The 22,923-nt window shown below is 67.2% G+C and carries 19 protein-coding genes and 2 pseudogenes; 7 read left to right on the forward strand and 14 right to left on the reverse strand.

Translation table 11 applies throughout. From position 1 onward, the window contains the following. The first annotated feature begins 156 nt into the window (after window positions 1-156). Window positions 157-1,167 (forward strand): Rv2578c family radical SAM protein, encoded by a 1,011-nt coding sequence (locus BN4332_RS02845; protein ID WP_066897130.1) that lies wholly within the window; start codon window positions 157-159, stop codon window positions 1,165-1,167. 42 nt (window positions 1,168-1,209) lie between these two features. On the opposite strand, the gene BN4332_RS02850 is transcribed toward BN4332_RS02845, so the two are convergent. The 5 genes and pseudogenes from BN4332_RS02850 to BN4332_RS02870 form a co-directional block, all read right to left on the reverse strand. After that, a complete protein-coding gene (locus BN4332_RS02850) occupies window positions 1,210-2,001 on the reverse strand; it encodes an aminoglycoside adenylyltransferase domain-containing protein (RefSeq protein ID WP_066897086.1) in 792 nt (263 codons plus the stop codon). 35 nt (window positions 2,002-2,036) lie between these two features. Next, entirely contained in the window at window positions 2,037-3,311 is a 1,275-nt protein-coding gene (locus BN4332_RS02855; RefSeq protein ID WP_066897087.1) for an acyl-CoA dehydrogenase family protein, read from the reverse strand. Beyond that, window positions 3,308-4,515 (reverse strand): annotated as a pseudogene (locus BN4332_RS02860) (acyl-CoA dehydrogenase family protein). The gene BN4332_RS02855 and the pseudogene BN4332_RS02860 overlap by 4 nt, the downstream one beginning before the upstream one ends. 39 nt (window positions 4,516-4,554) lie before the next feature. After that, window positions 4,555-5,784, reverse strand: a complete 1,230-nt coding sequence (locus BN4332_RS02865; RefSeq protein ID WP_066897088.1) for an amidohydrolase family protein — start codon at window positions 5,782-5,784, stop codon at window positions 4,555-4,557. A 113-nt stretch (window positions 5,785-5,897) separates the two neighbouring features. Beyond that, entirely contained in the window at window positions 5,898-6,536 is a 639-nt protein-coding gene (locus BN4332_RS02870) for a TetR/AcrR family transcriptional regulator (RefSeq protein ID WP_066897089.1), read from the reverse strand. Between the two features lie 76 nt (window positions 6,537-6,612). Between BN4332_RS02870 and BN4332_RS02875 the strand changes: the two genes are divergently transcribed. Then, window positions 6,613-7,449: an LLM class flavin-dependent oxidoreductase gene (locus BN4332_RS02875; RefSeq protein ID WP_066897090.1), complete on the forward strand. Its 837-nt coding sequence runs from the start codon at window positions 6,613-6,615 to the stop codon at window positions 7,447-7,449. 14 nt (window positions 7,450-7,463) lie between these two features. Continuing rightward, window positions 7,464-8,348: an acyl-CoA thioesterase gene (locus tag BN4332_RS02880; RefSeq protein WP_066897091.1), complete on the forward strand. Its 885-nt coding sequence runs from the start codon at window positions 7,464-7,466 to the stop codon at window positions 8,346-8,348. 14 nt (window positions 8,349-8,362) lie between these two features. On the opposite strand, the gene BN4332_RS02885 is transcribed toward BN4332_RS02880, so the two are convergent. The 6 genes from BN4332_RS02885 to ypfJ are packed head-to-tail and all read right to left on the reverse strand — an operon-like array spanning window position 8,363 to window position 14,508. After that, window positions 8,363-9,190 carry a mycofactocin-coupled SDR family oxidoreductase gene (locus BN4332_RS02885; protein WP_066897092.1) on the reverse strand — a complete coding sequence of 276 codons (828 nt, stop codon included), beginning with the start codon at window positions 9,188-9,190 and terminating at the stop codon, window positions 8,363-8,365. Beyond that, on the reverse strand, window positions 9,187-10,761 hold the full coding sequence (locus BN4332_RS02890; protein WP_096866817.1) for a flavin-containing monooxygenase: 1,575 nt from the start codon (window positions 10,759-10,761) through the stop codon (window positions 9,187-9,189). Before BN4332_RS02890 ends, BN4332_RS02885 begins: the two co-directional genes overlap by 4 nt. Before the next feature lie 23 nt (window positions 10,762-10,784). Continuing rightward, window positions 10,785-11,375, reverse strand: coding sequence for a TetR/AcrR family transcriptional regulator (locus tag BN4332_RS02895; protein ID WP_066897094.1), 591 nt, complete (start codon window positions 11,373-11,375; stop codon window positions 10,785-10,787). A gap of 58 nt (window positions 11,376-11,433) precedes the next feature. Next, on the reverse strand, window positions 11,434-11,970 hold the full coding sequence (locus BN4332_RS02900) for a DinB family protein (protein ID WP_066897095.1): 537 nt from the start codon (window positions 11,968-11,970) through the stop codon (window positions 11,434-11,436). Window positions 11,971-11,990: 20 nt separating this feature from the next. After that, window positions 11,991-13,625 (reverse strand): DUF885 domain-containing protein, encoded by a 1,635-nt coding sequence (locus BN4332_RS02905; protein WP_066897096.1) that lies wholly within the window; start codon window positions 13,623-13,625, stop codon window positions 11,991-11,993. Beyond that, entirely contained in the window at window positions 13,618-14,508 is an 891-nt protein-coding gene (gene ypfJ, locus BN4332_RS02910) for a KPN_02809 family neutral zinc metallopeptidase (protein ID WP_066897097.1), read from the reverse strand. Before ypfJ ends, BN4332_RS02905 begins: the two co-directional genes overlap by 8 nt. A 75-nt stretch (window positions 14,509-14,583) precedes the next feature. Between ypfJ and BN4332_RS02915 the strand changes: the two genes are divergently transcribed. Beyond that, complete coding sequence (locus BN4332_RS02915) at window positions 14,584-16,062, forward strand: carboxylesterase/lipase family protein (protein WP_066897098.1); 1,479 nt, start codon at window positions 14,584-14,586, stop codon at window positions 16,060-16,062. On the opposite strand, the gene BN4332_RS02920 is transcribed toward BN4332_RS02915, so the two are convergent. Together BN4332_RS02920 and BN4332_RS02925 are read right to left on the reverse strand one after the other, a co-directional pair. Beyond that, window positions 16,059-16,562 (reverse strand): SRPBCC family protein, encoded by a 504-nt coding sequence (locus tag BN4332_RS02920; protein WP_066897099.1) that lies wholly within the window; start codon window positions 16,560-16,562, stop codon window positions 16,059-16,061. The two genes, BN4332_RS02915 and BN4332_RS02920, sit on opposite strands and share 4 nt — an antisense overlap. Before the next feature lie 36 nt (window positions 16,563-16,598). Beyond that, window positions 16,599-17,495: an oxidoreductase gene (locus BN4332_RS02925; RefSeq protein ID WP_066897131.1), complete on the reverse strand. Its 897-nt coding sequence runs from the start codon at window positions 17,493-17,495 to the stop codon at window positions 16,599-16,601. Window positions 17,496-17,580: 85 nt separating this feature from the next. On the opposite strand from BN4332_RS02925, the pseudogene aspS reads away from it, so the two are divergent. The 3 genes and pseudogenes from aspS to BN4332_RS02940 all read left to right on the forward strand — a co-directional run bounded on the left by aspS (window position 17,581) and on the right by BN4332_RS02940 (window position 21,537). Beyond that, a pseudogene (gene aspS / locus BN4332_RS02930) lies at window positions 17,581-19,409 on the forward strand (aspartate--tRNA ligase). After that, complete coding sequence (locus BN4332_RS02935; RefSeq protein WP_066897100.1) at window positions 19,406-19,855, forward strand: nitroreductase family deazaflavin-dependent oxidoreductase; 450 nt, start codon at window positions 19,406-19,408, stop codon at window positions 19,853-19,855. Before aspS ends, BN4332_RS02935 begins: the two are co-directional and overlap by 4 nt. Window positions 19,856-19,935: 80 nt before the next feature. Beyond that, window positions 19,936-21,537, forward strand: coding sequence for an HNH endonuclease signature motif containing protein (locus BN4332_RS02940; RefSeq protein WP_066897101.1), 1,602 nt, complete (start codon window positions 19,936-19,938; stop codon window positions 21,535-21,537). A gap of 165 nt (window positions 21,538-21,702) precedes the next feature. Here BN4332_RS02940 and BN4332_RS02945 read toward each other — a convergent pair whose 3' ends face one another. Then, window positions 21,703-22,890, reverse strand: coding sequence for a thiolase family protein (locus BN4332_RS02945; RefSeq protein ID WP_066897102.1), 1,188 nt, complete (start codon window positions 22,888-22,890; stop codon window positions 21,703-21,705). Between the last annotated feature and the right edge of the window lie 33 nt (window positions 22,891-22,923).

Genomic DNA, 22,923 nt, shown 5'->3' on the forward strand with positions numbered 1-22,923 from the left:
CCCGGTGGCGTTGAGCGCGGCCAGATCGAATGCCGGAACCAATTCCGTTGTAGCGCACCTCCTGTCGCTCCCGCGAAACCGCGCCCGGGCGGCATCGACGGGCCGACACGGCTGAAATTACTTGACATCGACATCGAACAATTGTTCGATATGGGCATGCGGTGGGACGGGCAGGCGGTGCGTGCCGATGACGGGGCGCTGCCCGGTCTGCAGCGGCTCGGCTTCGTCCGCAGTGTCCGCACGCCGCAATTCGAGGGCATCACGTTCCATGAGGTGCTGTGCAAGTCGGCGCTGAACAAGGTGCCCGCGGCCTCGATGCTGCCGTTCCGGTACACGGTCAACGGCTATCGCGGGTGCAGTCACGCCTGCCGGTATTGCTTTGCGCGTCCGACGCATGAGTATCTCGACTTCGACAGCGGCGCGGATTTCGACAGCCAGGTGGTGGTGAAGACCAACGTGGCCGAGGTGCTGGCGCGTGAGGTACGGCGCCGGTCCTGGACGCGTGAGACGGTCGCCCTTGGCACCAACACCGATCCCTATCAACGTGCCGAAGGGCGCTACGCCCTGATGCCCGGAATCATTGCCGCACTGGCCGATTCGGGCACACCATTCTCCATTCTCACCAAGGGCACGCTGCTGCGCCGCGATCTGCCGTTGATCGCCGAGGCCTCGCGCCACGTCGACGTGAGTGTCGCGGTGTCCCTGGCGGTCGGAGATCCGGAGCTGCACCGCCAGGTGGAGCCTGGGACCCCGTCGCCCGACGCTCGGCTCGGTCTGATCGCCGCCATTCGCGATGCCGGGCTGCAGTGTCACGTGATGGTTGCGCCGGTGCTGCCGCGTCTGACGGATTCGGCCGAGCAGCTGGACGACCTGCTCAGCCGCATCGCGGCGGCAGGCGCCGGCGGCGTGACGGTGTTCGGGCTGCATCTGCGGGGGACGACGCGCGGCTGGTTCATGTCCTGGCTGCAGCGCGAGCACCCCGAACTGGTCGGTGAATATCAGCGGTTGTACCGACGCGGCGCGTACCTGCCTGCGGATTACCGCGACATGCTTCGTACCCGGGTGGCACCTCTGGTGGCCCGGTACGGATTGACTGGGCGAGCGCCCGTGGCGCGCGCCGGTGCCGTACGTGAAACCGCGGCACCGGCGCACCCGGTCCTGTTCTGAGGGCGGTCGGTGTGTCGGCGATGGCCCCGAACTGTCGGCCGATCACTGTGATTCATTGTGGGCGCAATACTTTCGAGCCCGGGCCGCGAGGGTTCGGGACAGCGCGACCACCTCGGGCGTGAGCCCGGTCCAGTCGTCAGCCAGCGTGCCCAGGTAGCCGGCGCGGGCACGGTTCAGCAGCTCGCGGTCGGCCGGCTCCAACGTCGGTGCCAGAGTTTCGGCTGCGACGTCTTTGGCGACGATCTCGCCGTCGGCGGCGGTCAGAACCATGCGCGCCAAGGTGAGCAGGGTATTGCGTTCGTCGCCTTCGACGCCGTCCAGTACGTCGGGGATGGTGTCGCACACGGCGGTTCTGAGCAGTTCCCGCGGCACAGGCAGGGCCACACTGTCGAGCGCGGCGCCGCGCAGCACCCGGTGGGCGGATTGGGCAGTGGCCATGAGGATGATGACATCGATGTCGTCGGAAGGCTCCGGAACGTGACCGGCGACGAGTTCTGCCCGCCGCCACTCGCCGTACTGGAAATCGTGGCGGGGCCGATACCGCCAGGATTGGTCGTCGTCGATGACGACACTCGTGAGTTCGACGGGCCGTCGCTGCGCGGCATCAGGAAACCGCTCCGAATGCCCTCGCCAGCCCGACACCTCGAGTAGCACCGAGGTCAGCGCCCTGCGTTCCTCCGTGATGAGGGATCGGTGCGTCAGTACGAGCAGATCGACGTCGCTGTCGGGCTTCAGGCCGGAACTGACGCTCGATCCGTAGAGGTAAACGCCGACGATGCCGCCCGGATTCTGTTGATCAAGGTGGTCGAGAATCCGGGTAACCGCGTCCTCCATGACACCACGTTAACCGCCGGGTACGAGCGGAGACTTCAGCTCTTGTTGCGCTTGACCTGATTGAACGGCACCCCACGGTCAGCCGCGAACTCCCGTGGAAAGCCGAGGATCCGCTCGCCGATCACATTCCGTGCCATCTCCGAACTCCCGCCGCCCAGCGATCCGGTCTGCCGGGACAGATAGCGCACCCCGATCTCCATCAGGCCGGAAAGTTCTGGCGCATCGCCGGACCCCTGATCGACGACGCCGGCGGTGCCCGCGATGGCCAATGCGGTGTCCACCTCGAGCTCGGTGGTTTCGGCATGGAACAACCGGATCAGGGTGCCGGCATTCGGTGGCAGCGAGCCGTTGCCGATGGCGGCGCCGACGTGGTCGATGAGCTGTTTCTTGACGATGCGCCGCACCAGGGCGCGCCCGGCCAGATCTTGCACGCGGGCGTCGTCGCCCTGGCCGGTGGCCTCGGCCAGCCCGATGTGGTCCGGCGGCATCTCGTTGGCGTTCTCGGCCCCGGTTCCGCTGGCGAATTCCGAGCCGCCACCGACGGCGCGACGCTCGTGGTGCAGTTGCCGCGAGGCCACCGTCCAGCCGTCGTTGACCTGGCCCACCACGGCGCCGGCCGGGAGCTCCAGGTTGTCGAAGAACTCTTCGCAGAATTCCTCGTTGCCGTTCACCTCGGTGATGCGGCGCATCGTGATACCCGGCGCGTTCAGCGGCACCAGGAACATGGTCAGTCCCTCGTGTTTGGGCACCGTCCAGTCGGTGCGGGCCAGCATCAGCCCGTAGTCGGCGGCGAAGGCGCTGGTGCTCCAGGTCTTGGCGCCGTTGATGATCCAGGTGTCGCCCCGGAGTTCGGCGCGGGTGATCACCCCGGCCAGATCCGACCCGCCACTGGGCTCGGACAACAGCTGGCACAGCACCTCGTCGCCGCGGATCGCCGCCGAGATGCGCTCACGCTTCTGCTCAACGCTACCCATGTCGAGAATCGTCGCGCCGCAGATGGTGAACGAGGGGGTGTTGAGGATGAGCGGCATCTCGTAGTTGCGGCACTCGTCGTTGAATGCCTTCTGGTAGGCGTAGTCGAGGCCCAGGCCACCGTATTCGCGCGGGAAGCAGATGCCGGCGAAACCGCCTTCGTAGAGTCGCTTCTGCAGTTCCTTTGCGCGTTCCCAGGATTCGGTCTCGGCCCGTACGGAGAACGGTGGATCGTTCGGATCGATGGGCGGCATGTTCTGGGCCAGCCAGGCGCGGGCGCGGAGCGCGAATTCCTCGACGGACTCCGTCGTTGCGGGGGTGCTCACGGTGTCGGTCACGCTCCAACCTCCTCGGCGACGCGGGTCTTGCGGCTCAACGCGTACACCGCGCGGTGGTGATCCTCGGGGGAGCCGTAGAGCGCCCGGTACAGGGCGACCCGCCGTAGGTACAGGTGCAGATCGTGTTCCCAGGTCACGCCGATCCCGCCGTGCAACTGCACACAGTNCGGTGTGCCCGGGACACGCCGATCCCGCCGTGCAACTGCACACAGTCGTGGAGCATCACCGGGGCACGTTCGACCACATAGGCTTTCGCGGCGCTGACGAGCTTCGGCGCCTCGGGGGAGCGTTCGGCCACCGCGGCCACGGCGCCCGCTGTGGTGGCGCGCGCGGCTTCGAACCACATCTTCATGTCGGCGGCGCGATGCTTGAGCGCTTGGTAGGACGCCAGTGGACGGCCGAAGCTGTGCCGGTCGGTGAGCCACTGATTCGTCATCGTCAGCACCGCGTCGAGAATCCCGACGATCTCCGCGCACTGCAGTATCAGGGCCAGCTGGCGCTGGCGTTCGATGATGCCCGACGCTTGATCGGCGGTCCCGACCGCGGCGGACTCGCCGACCTGCACGCCGTCGAATTGCACCCGGGCGTAACGCTTGACCAGATCGACCGAGTTCTGCGGCGTGACCGTGACACCGGCCGTGTCGGTCGGCACGACGAACTGCCGGGTCTGGCCGTCACAGTCGGCCACCACCAGCAACACATCACTGCGGTCGCCGGCCTCCACTCGGTCCTTGACGCCGTCGATCCGGTAGCCAGACCCGGTGCGGGTGGCGGTGGTGGCGATATCGGTGGCCGCCTGCAGGGCGTCGAACGGCCGGCCCGGCTCGTAGACCGCCCACGACGCCACGGTTTCCCCGGACACCAGTGCCTCGATCAGTTGCTCGTGGCCGCCGGGTGCTTCGACCAGGCCGGCCAGCACGACGCTCACCGGATGTAGGGGACCGGGGGCCACGGTGCGGCCGGCCTGTTCGGCGAGCAGGGCCAGGTCGGTGACCCCGTCCCCGGATGGACTGCCGCCGCCCAGTTCCTCGGGTACCAGCAGGCTGGCCCACCCCAATTCGGCTGCGCGTCCCCACCATTCGGTGTCGAACGAGCTGCCCTCGGCGTGCAGTTCGCGCACCCGGCTCAGCGGGACTTCCTTTTCCAGGAAGGCCTGGGCGGTCGAGGTGAACAGCATCTGTTCCGGATTTGCCACATCGGTCATGTAGTCGGCCAGCTTCTTGTATTCGAGGACAGGACTGGGTCAGGTCAGGACGAGCGCCGGGACATCGGGCCGGTACACCTTCTTGTTCTCGACCTTGAACAGGTCGACGAGGTTGCCGCCCATCACCTTTCGCACACCTTCGTCGTCGAGGCCGTGCGCCTCCAGATCGTCGACCAGCTTGATCGGATCGGCAAGGCCCTCCGGATGCGGCCAGTCGGAGCCGAAGATGATGCGGTCGGCGCCGCAGAGGTCGGCCATCTGCTTGAAGTCGTCCTCCCAGAATGGCGCGACGTACACACCACGCTTGAACGCCTCGATCGGATCTTCCGGAAACTCCTGCGGCATCTTCGAATAGACGTCTTTGAACTGGTAGAAGAGGTAGGGCACCCAGGAGGCGCCGTTCTCGACCGACAGGATGCGCAGGTCCGGGTTGCGGGTCAACGCGCCGTGGCAGACCAGCGCGGCCATGGTGTCTTCGATCGGCCGTTTGCCCATCGCGACCATCCGGAACGCCGTCGGCTTGAACGGCAGGAACTCGTCGGCCGGTTCCCAGTCGTTGAGGTACTGCGCGTACCCGCTGTCGGAGGCGTGCATGCACACCGGGATGCCTGCCTTGACGCACGCGTCCCAGAACGGGTCGAACTCAGCGAATCCCAGCGACCGGGTACCGCGATAGCCGGGCACCGGCGCCGGCCGAACCAGCACGGTCTTCGCGCCGCGCTCCAGGCACCATTCGAGTTCTTCCAGCGCCCGGTCGACCACACCGAGATTGATCACCGGCGTCGAGAAGATGCGATCGGCGTAGTTGAACTGCCATGTCTCGTACATCCATTCGTTGAGCGCGTGGATGATGTCGAGGATCAGGTCGGGATCGTCCTTGAGGCGTTCCTCCACCAAGCTGGCCAGCGTCGGGAACATGATGGTGTAGTCCAGGCCGAGGCTGTCCAGAACCTCAAGGCGTGCTTCGGGATTGCGGAAGGCGGGAATGGCCTTCATCGGTTTGCCCATCACCTCGCGGTAGCTCTTGCCGCCGCTGCCGTGGCGGAAATACTCCTCCTGGGCGCCGGGCCGGGCGACCACCTCGAACGTGGGGTTCGGGATGTAGTCGCTGATCTGGTTGCGCACCACGATCTTCGTGCGGCCGTGCACGTCGATGTAGTCGATGACGCCCTTGCGGTGCTCCGGGAGGAACTTCGTCAGCGCTTCCTTGGGCTCGTAGAAGTGGTTGTCGGCGTCGAACACCGGATACGGAAGCTCGCGTGAGGGCATGTTCGCCTCCTGGAAGAGTGATATTTTCCGGAATTGGTAATGACGTTACCACGTGCGGAGCCCGTCGGCCGAGCCCATTCGGGCGATCGCTCAAAAGCGGGGGAAAGGGCAGGTCACGCCCCGGATTGAGGGACAAGGAGGCCCCTCGCGCAGAACTCGTAGATGTGCTGGCCTTCGATGGGGGTCCCGTTGAGCTCGACCCCCAGTGAGCGCAGGCGCATCGCGCCGAGCACGGACTGCATGATCAGGGCCGCGGTGCTCTGCACGTCGATGTCGGCGCGGAACGCGCCGGCGTCCATTCCGCGGTGCAGGATGTCGCCGATGAGCTCGTGCAACGGTGCCAGCACGCGGGCGTACTCCTGGGGCAATGACTCGGCGAGGTGGTCGTTGTAGAACGTCAGGCCGCGATTGATGCTGTCCTGGGTGCTCGACGATGCGGGGACGGTGATGCGGTCGATGAGTGCGCGCAGCGCCTCGGGCCCCGGTAGCCCGTCGGTATCGGAGCGCCAGCGCTGTGTGGATTCGGACATGATCTTGTCGATCAGGGCCAGCAGTAGCTCGTCCTTGGAGGAAAAGTGCTGGTAGAACGACCGTAGCGAGGTCTTGGATCGTTCCACCACCTCGAGCACGGTGAAGTCGGTGCGCCCGGTCTCGCCGAGGATGGTCAGCGCCGATTTCATGAAGCGCCGGGCCCGGTCCGCCTGCGCCTCGGCGCGCGGGTTGTGCGACGCTCGCTCGACCGGCCTAGCCATTGCGCCATCACCTCCGTCATGCTGCACTTGCGAGAATGACGTTACCGGTTCGGTAGAAGCAATAGGCGGGTTGCGATTGACTGAGTGGTTCTTGTTCCTGCCCCAGGTGCGGTTGGACGTCGGCGATATCGTCGAGCGGGCGACGGTGGCCGAGGCGTGCGGATTCGACGGCATCGCGTTCATCGATCATCTGGAGGCGCCCGGTGCCACCCACCAAAGCATCTGGGAGGCAATGACTGTCGCGACCTGGGTGGCCGCCCGCACCGAACGCCTGCGGATCGGTCATCTGGTCTTGTGCGATGCGTTCCGTCATCCGGCGGTGCTGGCCAAACAGGCCGTCACGCTGTCGGAAGCCACCGGCGGCCGGTTCGAGCTCGGTCTCGGTTCGGGTTCGTGGCCGCAGGAGTTCGAGCGGTTCGGGGTGCATACCGGCGACGCCGCGGCGCGGGTACGCCGGCTGGGGGAGAACCTGCAGCTGCTGCGGCAGTACTGGGGCGGCGACGACGAACGAGCGCAGAAGCCGCGTCCCGAACACCCAATTCCCTTGGTACTCGGGGGAACCGGCAAGCGCATGATGGATCTGGTCCGCGCCCACGCCGACTGGTGGAACGTCCCGTCACATCAGCTCGACCGGCTGCCGGCGTTACTGCCGACGGTGGGCAGCGCGCGGGTGTCGCTGCAGCAGATGGTCGGCTTCGTGGGTCGTGGCGTGGACCGCACCGCGGTGACCGAGCGCAGCACCCGGTTGTTCGGTCACCTGGGCGACGGCCTGGTGTGCGGTGACGCCGTGGAACTCACTGGGCACTTCGCCGGGCTGGCGGCCCAGGGAGTCGAGCGCTTTTACGTCTGGTTCGCGGATTTCGCGGCACCACAAACCATTTCGGAATTCGCCGAGACAGTCATCAACGCGTGACAGAGAGGAAAGACATGACCGCCGATTCAGCTGAGGCCACCCAGTGGACCCTGCAGATGCTGCTCGACCTGTTCGACGCGGAACCGACGGGTGAGAATCGCTTCACGGTGCAGACCGGCATCGCCGGTGTCGACGAGCGCCAGGTCGTGGAAGGTACCCAGGTGCTGGGTGCCGCTATCGTGGCGGCCTCAAAACGCTTTCCGGACAAGTCGATCCGCTCCGTGCATGCGGTGTTCGCCCGGGCGGTCATGGTGGGCCCGCCGGTCGAACTCGACATCGATGTGATCAGCGAGGGCCGTTCCACGGCCACCGCGGTGATCGCCGCTTCGCAGAACGGCAAGCGCTGTATCACCGTCACTTTGCTCGCCGATGTGCCCACCGGCGACGTGATCCGTCATCATCTGCCCCGCCCCGAGGTCGCAGGCCCGGCCGACTCCAACGCCTCGCACATGCCGATGACCGGACGCGAACTGCGTTTGGTCGATGTCGTCGACGTCAACAGCCCGGACGAGGTCGGCCCGCCCGAGCTGTATGCCTGGTTGCGTTATGACCCCATCCCGGACCGCGACGACCTGGCCAAGGCGCTGATCGCGTATTTCACCGGGCACCTGGGTATTTCGACCACGATGCGAGCGCACGAGGGCATCGGTACCGCCCAGGCGCACCTGACCGTCTCGACGGCGCCCATGACCGTCACGGTGAGCTTCCACGAGCCGGTCGGGTGGGACGGCTGGCTGCTCTACAGCCATGAGAGCACGCAGGTGGGCGCGGGGATGTCGTATGTGCGCGGTGCGGTGCACACCGAGGAGGGTGAGCTGATCGCGTCGTTCAGCCAAGATGGGTTGATCCGCCCGTTGCGTACCACCGACACCAAGATCTCCGAGCACGCGCGGTTGTAGGCCGGCGCCGCCGCTCAGATCTTCAGATACCCCTTGTCTGCCGGGATCTGGGCGGCGGTGACCAACGACGACGCGTCGCCGGCGAGCCACACCACGATGTCGGAGATCTCGTTCGGGGCGATGAGCGAATCCGTCGGCAGCGCGCCGGGGGAGAAACTGTGGATGTAGGTCGGATGGTCCTGCAGCAGCTGGTACATGGACAGGTCATTGCCCATCGGGGTGTCGGTGCCGTACGGGTGGATCGAGTTCACCCGGATCCCGAATTCACCCAGTTCGACCGCGAGTGAGTTGGTGAGGCCGACAAGGCCGAACTTGCTGGCGCAGTAGTGCGCACATCCCGGCACCGCCTTGACCCCGGCGGCAGAACTGACGGTGATGATCGAACCGCCGTTGCCCGCCTCGATCATCGGCGGCACGACGGCCTGGATGGTGTGGAACACCCCGGTCAGGTTGACATCGAGGGTGTCCTGCCATTGCGTCGCCGGGATCTCCCATAACCGGCCCCAGTTGAGCACGCCGGCATTGGCCACCACGATGTCGAGCCGGCCGAACTGTTCGAGGGCTTCGGCCACCAGCCGGCGCTGTGCCTCCGCATCGCGCACATCGACCTCGCGGGCCAGAATCTTGCGGCCTTCACCCTCGACCAGTGCCACGGTCTCGGCGAGATCCTCCGGAGTGGACGCGGCGTAGCCGTTGTGTTCGGTGACCGGCGCACAGGCGTCGAGCGCGACCACGTCGGCGCCGGCGCGGGCCAGGCGCACACAGTGAGAACGGCCCTGCCCGCGGGCGGCACCCGTGACATAGGCGACGCGCCCGGCCAACGGCAGTTCGGATTCGCTCATGCGGAGATCTCCTTCAGATGTGCGGCCGGACGTCCGGACGGTGCGGCCGTCCTCGAGAACTGGTAGTCGGAAAGCGGGGAGCGGTGGGCGAATCGGCGAGACCCGGTGATGGTCTGGGGCCGGTAGTAGACCGTGTCGGTCTGGGAATTCACGAAGTACGTGCTCAGCCCGGCGCACTTGGTGTAGTAGACGTGCGCGACGCGGCCGCGACGGCGCATCAGGTCGTTCCATGAGTTGAAGGCGTCGGTGCCGACCGCGACCACACCGGCGCCGCGCCGACGCGCTTCGTCGATGATCCGGACGGCGTGTGCGGCCACCGTCTCGACGTAGTCGGGCCAGGCGAATCCGACGAACCCGAGTGGTCCGACGATCTCCCACCGGTTGGGCAGGCGCGGGTGGGCCGTCCCCGCGTAGTTGCGCAACCCGTGGGCGCGGTAGTACTCGGCGAGGTCGAAACCGCGTGCGCCCAGGATGGTATCCGGCCGGTACGTTTCCGGATCGGTCCACAGCTCGTATCCGGTGGCCAGCACGAGCAGATCGGCCGGATGCTCGGCTCCGTCGGTGGTGCGAACCCCGGTCGCGGTGATCCGTTCGATCGGTGTGGTGATCAGGTTGGTGTGTGGGTTGTTCAGTGCCGGGAGGAAGGTACTTGAGATCACCGGTCGCTTGGCCAGGATGCCGTAGCGCGGCACCAGCTTTCGGCGGGTCGCCGGATCTTCGACGACGCTGCGCAGCAACAGGCGGTAGAGCAGACGTGACCAGCCGTCGTAGAGCGGCATGAGCCGGCGCAGCCACCGGTCCGGCAGGCGCGAGAAGACATGCACGATGGGTGCCACCATGAAGAGGTCCATGGCCAGCCGTCCGGCCGCGTTGACCACGGGCAGGACGCCGGGAATCCGCAGGGCGCGGCGCATCGCCGGGGGAATGTCGAAGTCGATCTTCGGCAGCACCCAGGCCGGGGTGCGTTGATAGACATCGAGATTGGCCGCCTCCGCCGACAGCGCGGCGGTGATCTGCACCCCGGAGGACCCGGTGCCGATCACCGCGATGCGCTTGCCCTTGGTGTCGTAGTCGTCGTCCCACGCGTTGGGCCGCAGGATGGTTCCGGTGAAATCCTCGATGCCCTCGAGGTCGACGGTCTGCTTGGCGTTGACGTATCCGCCGACGGAGCTGATCACGAACCGCGCTGTCACCGGTGCCCGGTCGCGGATCTCCAGCCGCCAGATACCGGCCTCGTCGTCCCACTGCTGCCTGACCACCTCGGAATTGGCCCGCAGGCGCTCGTAGAGTCCCAGATCAGAAGCCGTGTCCTGCAGGTAGCGCTGGATCTCGGGACCCGGCGCGAACAGGCGAGTCCAATGCGGGTTCGGTGCGAACGACAGCTGATACCACAGGGTGGGGATGTCGACGGCCAGGCCCGGGTAGTGATTGTCCCGCCACGTGCCACCGAAGTCGTCACCGCGTTCGAGGATGACGAAGTCGTGGATCCCTTTCTGGCGCAAGAGGTGTGCTGCGGCGATACCGCCCGGCCCGGCGCCGATGATCGCCACCTCGTAGTCCGGTCTGCGCACGCGAGGAGCAAACGGAGATTCGGTCATTGCTGCCTTCCGGTCAGACCGGCCACGATGTGGTCGGTCACGAATCGTTTCACCGCGCGTGGGCTGTCGAGATTCACCCCGATCGGCGGGAGCAGTTCGAAGCTCAGCAGGAGCCGCACGATCCATTCGCCGGCCCGGGCCGGGGTGACGCCGGGGCCGATCTCCCCGCGTTGCTGGGCGGCCTTGACGTAGGGCTTCCACAGCTCGATCGAGCGCCGCATCAGTTCGTCACCGGTGTTGCGAAGGAGCAGCACCACGACGCTTTCGTTGATGCCCCGTTGCGGGACCGAAGCCGAGTTCTGCCGGTGTGCACAGATGACGACGGCGGCGGCGGCGACCTGATCGGCCAGGCTGTCGTGGCGATCGGCCTCGGCGGCGATGGTCTCGATGAATGCGCCGGCCAGGTGATCGAGTGCGATCCTGATCGCGTTGTCGCGGCTGCCCAGCGCGTTGTGCACGGTGCCGCGAGAGACCCCGGCCCGTTCTGCGACCGCGGTGAGGCTGAATTGTCTTGGCCCGAGCTGTCTGAGTGTGTCGGCAGTCGCGGCGAGCAGCCCTGCCGACACCGTCCGCCCGGGTCGGTGCATTTGAACAGATTAACGAAATATGTTCAACCTGGTCAGTGATTGGCCAGATCGCCGATCGTCACATCGCGGCGACGTCGTGGGCGTGGTGCACGATGTCGTGTAGGTGGTAGATCGCGATCGTCGCCACGGTGAACTCGCTGCCGTTGCTGCGTAGCCCGCGGCGCGACCAGGCGTCGGCCGGCACCCGGTCGTAGATGTCGGCGACGATGCCGGCTGCCTCGAACAGTTCGGTCGCAACCGTCGCAGGATTCTGCGACGCGTAGTCGTCCGCGATCGCGGTGGCGTCCTGATCCCAGTTCGGGAACTGCGGATCGTGCTCGGACAACATCAACTGCACCCGGTGCGCGAAGATCCGGTGTACGTCACGGATGTGGCAGCCGTATTCGAGGATCGACCAGCGGTCCGGCCGGCTCCTGATACCGACGCCCTGGCCGTGCAACCGCGGCACCCACAGGGCGGCGTCCTCACGGATACGGTCGGCCACCTCGGTGTGGTGCACCGCCGCCGGATCGAACCCGCACTCCGCACAGGCGCGGGTCAGCACCCAGGTCCAGTCCTTGCTGTCGGGCTCGAGGGCGGGGGTCTGCGGGTCCATGCCACCAGTGTGGTCGCCGGTCAGTCGGCAGACAATGCCGTCCTGAGCACATCGAGTGGTAGGCCACCCAGATCCAGTGCCCGGCTGTGGAATTCCCGCAGCGTCGCGCCGCGGCGTAGGGCGTCGTCACGCAACTCGTGCCAGATCCGTTGCCCGATCGCGTACGACGGCGCCTGCCCCGGCCAGCCCAGGTAGCGGTCGAGCTCGAAGCGCAGATGCTCCTCGGCCATGGCCGAATGTGAGGTCAGGAAGTTCCAGGCCCGTTCGGCGTCCCAGACCTCACCGTCGGGTGCGGTCAGTCCGCAGTGCACACCGATGTCGATGACGACGCGGGCGGCCCGGAACCGTTGCGCGTCCAGCATTCCCATGCGGTCACCGGCATCGTCGAGCCAGCCCAGTTCACTCATCAGCCGCTCGGCGTACAGCGCCCAGCCCTCGCCGTGTCCCGAGACCCAGCAGCCGAGCCGCCGCCATCGGTTGAGCTGGCCGGCCAGTGCCACCGCGCGACCGATCTGCAGATGATGGCCCGGGACGCCTTCGTGGAACACCGTGGTGGTTTCCTGCCACGTGTGGAACCGGTCGACTCCGGCAGGAACCGACCACCACATGCGTCCGGGCCGGGACCAGTCCTCCGACGGACCGGTGTAGTAGATGCCGCCGGTCTGGGTCGGCGCGATCCGGCATTCCAGGGTGCGCAGCGGGCCGTCGATGTCGAAGTGGGTGCCGGCCAGTGAGTCCACCGCCCGATCAGACAGATCCTGCATCCAGGCCTGCAGCGCATCGGTGCCGCTGATGATGTAGCGGGGCTCGTCATCGAGCCGCCGCAGTGTCTCCGCCACCGTGGCCCCGGGGTAGAGCTGCTGGGCGATCGATTCTTGCTCGGCCACAACGGCATCGAGCAGGCCCAGCCCCCAGTCGTAGGCCTCGTCGAGGTCGACGGCGGTGCCCAGGAACAACCGTGACATCAGCTGGTAGGCGTCCCGCCCGCAGGCATCGGACTCCCGGGCGTGCGGTGCGATGTCCTCGCGCAGCACATCGCCCAACTGACGGTAGGCGTCGGCGGCGGCCTCGGCCCGCCGGCGCAGTTCGGAATGCAGCCGCGGATTGTCCGTTACCGCACTGGTACCCATCTGCGAGAACAACTCGGAGATCTGCCGGGCCTGATTGACCCCGCGGGTGACCTGGCGCAGCGCCGGGGCGTGGCCCGAGGCGGTGGCCTGGCGCAGGGCGAGCGCATAGCCGGCGGCGCGTTCGGGCACCTTCGCCAACCGCGCGGCGATCAGTGCCCAATCGTCCTCGGTTTCGGTGGCCATCAGGTCGAACACGTCGCGCATGGTCTGCAACGGCGAGGCGATCACATTGAGCTCGCCCACATCCAGGCCGGCGTCGTGCACGTCGACGATGGCACCGAGGCGTTCGCGCATCGCGGCCATCGTGACCACGTCGACATCGTCGGCGGGTTGCAGCCCGTCCAGCTCCCGCAGGGTCGCCCGCGCCGCCTCCGCGCGGGCCGCAACTCCCTGCGGAGAGTAATCGGTCACGTCATCGTCATGACCGGTGATGCCCAGTTCGGTTGCGGCGCATGGATCGAGCCGTGCGTAGGTGTCGAGATAGCGCTCGGCTGCCTCGTCGACGGCGGTGGTGGCCCTAGCCAAGGTTGTTCGTGGCGAAGGTGTCGCACTTGTTCGGGTCACCGGTCTGGTAGCCGATGGTGAACCACTTCTGCCGCTGCTCGGAGGATCCGTGGGTCCAGGCCTCGGGGTTGACCCGGCCGGTGGCCGCGGACTGGATGCGATCGTCGCCGACGGAGGAGGCCGCCGAGAGGGCATCGGCGATGTCCTTGTCGCTCAGCGGTTCCAGGAAGGGAACGTCGGTGCCCTCTTGACGGGTGATCGACGCGTAGTGCGCCCACACCCCGGCGTAGCAGTCGGCCTGCAGCTCGGTGCGCACGCCGGCACCGGTGGCACCTTCCGGATCCTGCTGTGCCCGGCCGAGCACCCCGAGCAGGTTCTGCACGTGGTGACCGAATTCGTGGGCGACCACGTACTCCTGCGCGAGCGGGCCGCCACTGGAACCGAACTGGTTGACCAGCACCTGGAAGAAGTCGGTGTCGAAATAGGCGGTCCGGTCGACGGGGCAGTAGAACGGCCCGACGTCACTGGTGGCCGGGCCGCACCCGGTCTGGACCTGGCCCTTGAACAGCCGGACCTGCGGGCGCGAGTACCCCTTCAGCAGCTGCTGCCAGACTCCGTCAACGGAGTTGCCGGTGGCGACCACGCGGCACTCGACCTTCTCGTTGGCGTCGGCGCCCGTCTTGCACTGGCTCAGGTCGAAACCCTCGCCCTCGACGCCACTGGTGTCCATTTGCTGCTGCTGCGGCAGGACGGTGCCGGGGTCGACCCCGAGGAACATCGCGAGCACGACGATCAGCAGACCACCGAGACCTCCGCCGATCGCGATGCCGCGGCCCGGCCCGCGACCACCGCCGGAACTGGAAGTGGTGCTCGTGTCGATCTGCATACCCTCGTTGAAGGTCATCGCGTCACTCCATCGCATTCGCCGGTAGGTCCGAGCTCAACAGCGCCGTTAAGCTTGCCACACTACGATTCAGGCGTGTCCGTCGTTGCGGAACATTCGACCATCGCCCACACCTCGCTGGGGCGGCTACGTGGCACCCGCGAAGGCGGGGTCAGCGTATGGCGGGGTATCGATTACGCCCAGCAGCCCATCGGCGCACTGCGATTCCTGGCGCCGCGGCCCGTGGTGCCCTGGACCGGGGTGCGCGACGCCGTCGAGCACGGTCCTTTGCCCCCACAAGGCCGTTCGTTCGTCGGGGGAGGCCGCGACGACCCCAAGGTTCGCGACGAGGCTTGCCTGACCATCACGGTCTGGTCCCCGGACACGGGTGGATCACTGCCGGTGATGGTGTGGATACCCGGCGGGGCCTTCGTCTACGGCGCCGGCCAGTTGCAGCTCTACAACGGTTCGCGGCTGGCGGCGAACGGCGATGTGGTGGTTGTCAACGTCACGTACCGGCTCGGCGTGTTCGGCGGGTTCGAACTCGGTGATCTGGGTGAGGGATTCGACGACAACCTGTGCCTGCGAGACCAGATCGCCGCGCTGCAGTGGGTGCGCGACAACATCGCCGCGTTCGGCGGGGATCCCGAGCGGGTCACGGTGTTCGGTGAATCCGCCGGTGCCACATCGGTGTTGGCCCTGTTGGCCAGCCCGGCGGCCGAGGGCCTGTTCGCCCGCGCGATCGCGCAGAGTCCGGCGTTGCCGCTGATCGCCCACAGGGAGGACCGGGCTCGTCAATCCCACCGCTTCATGCAGCTGATCGGGGTCGGGGCCGAACAGCTCAAGGTGCTGCCGCAGCGGCAACTGCGGCGCGCCGCGGGTCAGGTGCAGCTCGAGAGTGCGCAGCAGACACCGACGCTGGCCTACGGACTGACCCACGGCGTCGACCTGTTGCCGTTGCACCCGGTCGAGGCGGCCCAGGCGGGTGCGGTGTCGGCGGTGCCACTGATCATCGGCACCAACAGCCATGAGGCGTCGATGTTCGCCTGGGGCAAGCCACCGATGCTGCCGACCACGCTCGACGGCGTCGAGAACTATTTCCGTCACCGATCCCCGCAGGACCGGGAGCGGATCTTGGCGGCATATCCCGCGTTCCCTCGTCGGAGTGCGTTGGTGGCGTTCGGCTCCGACGTCATGTTCGGCGCGCCGACCTGGGCGTTCGCCGACGCCTACAGCGTGCACGCGCCCACGCACGTCTACCGGTTCGACCACACCACCTGGACTCTCAAGGTGTTGGGTCTCGGCGCCACCCACGGCAGTGAGATCGTGCACATCCAGCACAGTTACGGGTCGTACCTGGGTCGCAAACTGCACCCGTTGGGCCGTCGGGTTCAGCCCTCGGTCGGCAGGCGGATGCAGCGCACCTGGCTGGATTTCGCCAGGGCCGAGATCGCCGACTGGCCCGAGTACGACGTCGACCGGCGCCTGACCCGGGTGATCCGCTCCGCGAGCGACGAGACCGTCGCCGATCCGGACGCGGTCCGGCGCGCGGCGTGGGACGGACTCGGGTACTAGGTGCCGTACCGCTCGTCGGTATAGCGACGCAGGTTGTGCAGGAACCGCTGGAACAACCAGGCCATCACCGGCCGGCCCAACGTCATCCCGAGTTTCCCGGCCGGCCCACTCGGCTTCATCGCCATGACCCAGGTCAGATGGCACCCGTCGGCCGTCTCCACGACGCGGTAATCCTCGGCGAAGGCCGAGATCGCGTTCGAGGTGCTGGTGTTGAACCGGAAAGCCATGTGTGAGTAAGGCTCCCAGGCCAGGAATTCCTCGTCGCCGACGATGTGCCCGCGCATCGTCACGGTCCGGGTGGTCCCCACGCCACGAGGTTCGGGGCTGGTCCACTCGACGTTGGTGATGACGGTCGCCCAATGCGGCCAGGAGTCGGCATCGCCGAGCACCTCGAACAATTGCTCGGGGGTGATGGCGAGATCGACGGTGCTGACGAAGCGGAACGGCGCGTGCTCGATGAAGTCCAACTCGACGCGTTCGCACTGGTAGGTCCGGGCCATGGGTAGACACCCTAGGACAGAGTGTCTACCGGCGGCTCAGCCCGGCCCGTCGCTCGCCGCCGCCAGCAGCGGGACCACCACGTCGCTGATCGGGGTGGGCAGTCCGTGTGCGGCCGCCGTGCGGGTGATGACCCCGTTGCGGACATCCCATTCCAGCGGCCGGCCGGCCTGATGATCGGTCAGCATCGAGGTGGTGAGGTCTTCGGGCGACGACGCCAGCATGGTGACGATCTCGTCGATCACGTCATCGGCCAGATCGGCGCCGTCGGCCCGCGCCACCGTCAGGCATTCGGACAGGTAGCGGCGCGCGAGTGTGGCCACGTCGTCGCGGCGGAACATTCCCGCCCGCCGGTCGGCCAGCACCATGAAGCCGACGACGGCGTTGACCAGCAGCTTGCGCCAGGCCGCAGTGCGGAAACTGGGATCGCGGACGACGGTGACCGCGGCTCCCGCCAGCGCATCGGCCACCGTGGCGGCCGCCGGGGTGTCGGGCAGCACCAGCACGGACTCACTGCGCAACCGCACCCAGCCATCGGGCTGCGTCTCGGCGGAGATCCACACCGCCGCGGGCACCACGTGGGCCTCGTCGGTGTGTGGGCTGACCGCGCTCACCCGCTGTACCTGCTCGACGCCGTTCTGCAGGGCGCACACCACGGTGTTCGCGTCACACAGCCGCTCCAGCCAGGCCGCGGCGTGGTCGTTCTGGGTGTCCTTGACCGCGAGAAACACCACGTCGACCGGGCCTTCGACGGTGCCGGGGTCGGTGCGCACCGGGCCGGGCACGAGGATCGGGTCCCGGTCGTCGGGCCTGACCTCGACCCCGTCGCGCGGGGTGCGCCCACACAGCAGAACCGGGCGTCCCGCGGCGTGCAGCAGCGCCGCGATGGTGGACCCGATGGCCCCTGGGCCGATGACCGCGATGGATGAGTTCACGATCGCCAAGTTAGCGCCGCGGGCCCACTCTCTAGACTGGTCACTCGTCACCACCCCCATCTCGACTCAACATTCAGGAGTTTTCGTGCTGCGCAGTCATGGCGCCGGTTCATTGCGGGCCGCGGATGCCGGTCAAACGGTCACTTTGGCGGGATGGGTGGCGCGTCGCCGTGACCACGGCGGCGTCATCTTCATCGACCTGCGCGATGCCTCGGGCGTGTCGCAGGTGGTGTTCCGCGAGGGCGACGTGCTCGCCGCCGCGCACCGGTTGCGCGCCGAGTTCTGCATCGCCGTCACCGGCATCGTCGAGGTCCGTCCCGAGGGCAACGAGAACCCCGACATCCCCACCGGCAAGATCGAGGTCAACGCGACCTCGCTCACCGTGCTGTCCGAGAGCGCCCCGCTGCCGTTCCAGCTCGACGAGACCGCCGGTGAGGAAGCGCGCCTGAAGTACCGCTACCTCGACCTGCGCCGCGAGGGCCCCGGCAACGCGATCCGCTTGCGTTCCAAGGTGAATGCCGCCGCACGCACCGTGCTGGCCGAGCACGACTTCGTCGAGATCGAAACCCCGACGATGACGCGTTCGACGCCCGAGGGCGCCCGCGACTTCCTGGTGCCGGCCCGGCTGCAGCCCGGCTCGTTCTATGCACTGCCGCAGAGCCCGCAGCTGTTCAAGCAGCTGCTGATGGTGGCAGGCATGGAGCGGTACTACCAGATCGCCCGGTGCTACCGCGACGAGGATTTCCGCGCCGACCGGCAGCCCGAGTTCACCCAGCTCGACATGGAGATGAGCTTCGTCGAGGCCGACGACGTCATCGCGATCTCCGAACAGATCCTGCGGGCGCTGTGGGCGCTGATCGGCTACGACCTGCCGCTGCCGCTGCCGCGGATCAGCTATGCCGAGGCGATGCGCCGGTTCGGCTCAGACAAGCCCGATCTGCGGTTCGGCGTGGAACTCGTCGAGTGCACCGATTACTTCAAGGACACCCCATTCCGGGTGTTCCAGGCGCCGTACGTGGGCGCGGTCGTCATGCCGGGCGGGGCGTCGCAGCCGCGCCGCACGCTGGACGGCTGGCAGGAGTTCGCCAAGCAGCGCGGCCACAAGGNCGCCGCACGCTGGACGGCTGGCAGGAGTTCGCCAAGCAGCGCGGCCACAAGGGTCTGGCCTATGTGCTGGTGGGTGAGGACGGCACTCTCGGCGGGCCGGTGGCCAAGAACCTGTCCGACGCCGAGCGTGACGGTTTGGCCGCCCATGTCGGCGCCGAGCCCGGCGACTGTGTCTTCTTCGCGGCCGGGCCGGTGAAGTCGGCGCGGTCGCTGCTGGGCGCCACCCGCATCGAGATCGCCAAGCGTCTGGACCTGATCGATCCGACGGCCTGGGCGTTCACCTGGGTCGTGGACTGGCCGCTGTTCGAGTCCACCGACGAGGCCACGGCATCGGGCGACGTCGCCGTCGGCTCGGGTGCCTGGACGGCCGTGCACCACGCGTTCACCGCGCCCAAGCCCGAATCCGAGGCCACCTTCGACACTGATCCCGGCACCGCGCTGGCCGACGCCTACGACATCGTCTGCAACGGCAACGAGATCGGCGGCGGCTCGATCCGTATCCATCGGCGTGACATCCAGGAGCGGGTGTTCGCGATGATGGGCATCGACCACGACGAGGCGCAGGACAAGTTCGGATTCCTGTTGGACGCCTTCACCTTCGGTGCGCCACCGCACGGCGGTATCGCGTTCGGCTGGGACCGGATCACCGCGCTGCTGGCCGGGGTGGATTCGATCCGCGAGGTCATCGCGTTCCCGAAGTCCGGCGGCGGCGTCGACCCGCTGACGGACGCGCCGGCGCCGATCACCGCGCAGCAGCGCAAGGAATCGGGAATAGACGCCAAGCCCGGGGAGCTCAAGAAGTCATGACCGAAATGGACAAGACGAAGTTCTACACCGACACCGAATTCCTCGATGACTTCAACCGCAATGTCGTCGAGGAATTCCGGGCCAACGGCGGCAAGGTCGGGGGACCGTTCGAGGGCGGCAACCTGTTGTTGCTGCACACCACCGGCGCCAAGTCGGGCAAGCCGCGGCTCTCACCGTTGGCCTACCTGACTGTGGACGGCAAGATGCTGATCGTCGGCTCGTACGCGGGTGCGCCGAAGGACCCGGCGTGGGTGCACAATCTGCGGGCCAATCCGACGGTGCACATCGAGGTGGGCACCGAGGCGTTCGACGCCACGGCCCGCGAGTTGCCCGATGCCGAGCGCGAGGCGGCCTACCCGAAGATCGTCGAGGCGGCACCGGTGTTCGCCGAATACCAGTCCAAGACCACCCGGACCATTCCGCTCTTCGAGCTGCAACGGGTCTAGTTTGCCCGCCTGGTGAGCGACAATTCAGCGACAATCCAAAATGATTGCCGGGCTTGGATTGTGCGGGTAGAATCGAACGTATGTTCGAATTGCTCGATCTGCGGTCTCTCGCCGACGCCGCACTGATCGATGCACTGGAGGACAAGACCCGCACCGAGGCGGTCGTCGCCGCCGAACGTCTGGCCATCATCGCCGAAATCGTGGCCAGGCACTGCGACGATGAGGACGATGCCTCGGCGCACCTGGCCATCGACGGGTGGGATCTCGCTGCCGCGGCGGTGAGTGCGGCCTGCAACCTGGGCCGCCACGCCGCCTCGGCGCAGATGTGCATCGCGCAAGCCCTGCGGGAACGGCTGCCGAAAGTCGCCGAGGTGTTCGGTCGCGGCGAGATCTCGGCGAAGGTGGTGTCCACCATCGCCTGGCGCACCAAACTCGTCGTCGATCCCGAGGCGCTGGCGTTGGTCGACGCCGCGTTGGCCGGGACCGCCACCAGTTTCGGGGCCTTGTCGGTAGAGAAGGCCGAGCAGGCCATCGACGTGTGGGTGGAGAAATTCGACCCCGCCGCGGTCCGACGTGGCCGTCACGGCGCCCGCAGCCGCGACATCAACTTCGGTGATGCCGAGGACCCGAACGGCACAGTGGCGATCTGGGGGCGGCTGTTGGCCACCGACGCGGCCATCCTCAAGAAGGCGCTGACCGAGATCGCCCACACCGTATGCGACGCCGATCCGCGCACCATGGCCCAGCGTCGCTCCGATGCGCTCGGCGCATTGGCGGTGGGCGCCGACCGGCTGGCCTGCCTGTGCGGAACGGAGGACTGCCCAGTCGCAGGCGCCGACGCCCGCTCCAGCAGTCTGGTGGTCTATCTGTTCACCGACCAGCTTCCTACGGCCGCTGAGGAAGCGGAGGCAGTTGGCGCCACAACCGACGTGGATGACCACCCCACTTCGACCAAAAGTGCGGACGCCGCACCGGAACCCGCCGACAATACGGCCGAACCTGTGGAGGCCGACCATACGCCGCCCCGTGATCCGCGGATACACGGCGAATCCAACGATTTCCTCGCTGATTCGACACCGGCGGTTTCCGGTAGCCCGGCGGTCATTCTCGGCGGCGGCATCGTTCCCGCGCCGTTGCTGGCCGAGTTGATCGCCACCGGCGCGACCGTGAAACCGATCGCCGAAGTCGGCGCATTCGGCGCCGAGAACCGTTACCGGGTATCGGAAAAACTGGCGGCGTTCGTCCGGTTGCGCGATATGCGGTGCATGTTCCCCGGATGCGGGGTCTCCGCGCAGCATTGCGATCTCGATCATGCGACTCCTTGGCCGCAAGGGGCCACCCATCCGGGCAATCTCGGCGCCAAATGTCGAAGCCATCACCTTCTGAAGACGTTCCCGGCCGCCGATGGTGGCTGGACCGACGTGCAGCATCCCGACGGCAGCCACACCTGGACCGCCCCGACCGGACAAACCTACCGGACCACTCCGCTCAGCCAGATCCTGTTCCCGCAGTGGAACATTCAAGCCTCCCCGCCGCCGCCACCTGGCCCGGCACCGATGTCCGGAATGAACCGGGACATCAAGGTGCCCATCCGTAAACGCACCCGGGAGCAAAACCGGACCCAACGGATCATCGCCGAGCGCCGACTCAACGGTGAAGGTGGAAACGCCCCGCCGTTCTGAGGGGATCGCGGTCTGCTGAACTCGCCACTGGTGGGTGTGCCCGTGCCCGGTGATCTGGCGCGCGACACAATCACGTCGGTGTGGATGGCGTCCGCCTGCGTCAAGCACCAGAGCCCCAGCCCGATACGACCGGGCTGGGGCTCTTTGGGCTAGCTGATTGTGTGTCTAGCCGAGGCGTTCGATGATGGTGGCATTGGCCATGCCGCCGCCCTCGCACATCGTCTGCAGGCCGTAGCGTCCGCCGCGTTGGTCGAGGGCATTGACCAGGGTGGTCATGATGCGAGCCCCGCTGGCGCCCAACGGATGTCCGATCGCGATGGCCCCGCCGTTGACGTTCGTCTTGGCGAGGTCTGCGCCCACATCATGTGCCCAGGCCAGCACGACGGGTGCGAAGGCCTCGTTCACCTCGAACAGGTCGATATCGGCCAGGGTCAAACCCGCACGCGCCAGGACCTTCTCGGTGGCCGGGATGACACCGGTGAGCATGTAGAGCGGATCCGAACCGACCACCGTGGTGGTGTGGATACGGGCCAGCGGCTTCAGGCCGAGCCTGCGGGCCGTCTCACCGCTGGTGATCATCACCGCCGCGCTGCCGTCGGACAGGGGAGAGGAGTTACCGGGGGTGATCTCCCAGTTGATCTGCGGGAAGCGGGCCGCGTAGGCCTCGTTGAAGAACGCCGGCTTCAATCCGGCCAGGGTCTCGACAGTCGTGCCGGGCCGGATGATCTCGTCGGTGCTCAACCCGGCGATCGGGGCGAGCTCGGCATCGAACAGTCCGTCCTTGGTGGCCTGGGCCGCCTTCTCGTGGCTGGCGGCGGAGAACTCGTCGAGCTGGGCCCGGGACAGCTTCCACTTGGCGGCGATCAGCTCGGCGCTGATCCCTTGCGGGACAAGGCCATCCGGGTAGCGCGCCGCCATGTCGAGTCCGAACGGATCGCTGCCGGGCAGCACTGAGGTGCCCATCGGTACCCGGGACATGGACTCGACGCCCGCGGCGATCACGATGTCATAAGCGCCGGCCAGCACGCCCTGGGCGGCGAAACTGATTGCCTGCTGCGAACTTCCGCATTGACGGTCCACGGTGGTGCCGGGTACGGACTCGGGGAATCCGGCACCGAGCAGCGCGTTGCGGGCGATGTTGACGGCTTGGTCGCCGACCTGCGTCACGGCGCCCGCAATGACGTCGTCGATGAGTACGGGGTCGACGCCGGTGCGCTGCACGAGCTCGCGCAGGCTGTGCGCCAGCAGGTCTGCCGGTAGCACGCCGTGCAGTGCGCCGTTGGCCTTGCCCTTGCCGACGGGGGTGCGGACCGCCCCCACGATCACGGCGTCCCGACCTGCGAATCCGGTCATCTGGTCCTCCTGATGCTCAGCGCTGAGTATTCT

The sequence above is a fragment of the Mycolicibacterium houstonense genome, from assembly GCF_900078665.2.
Lineage (GTDB): Bacteria > Actinomycetota > Actinomycetes > Mycobacteriales > Mycobacteriaceae > Mycobacterium > Mycobacterium houstonense.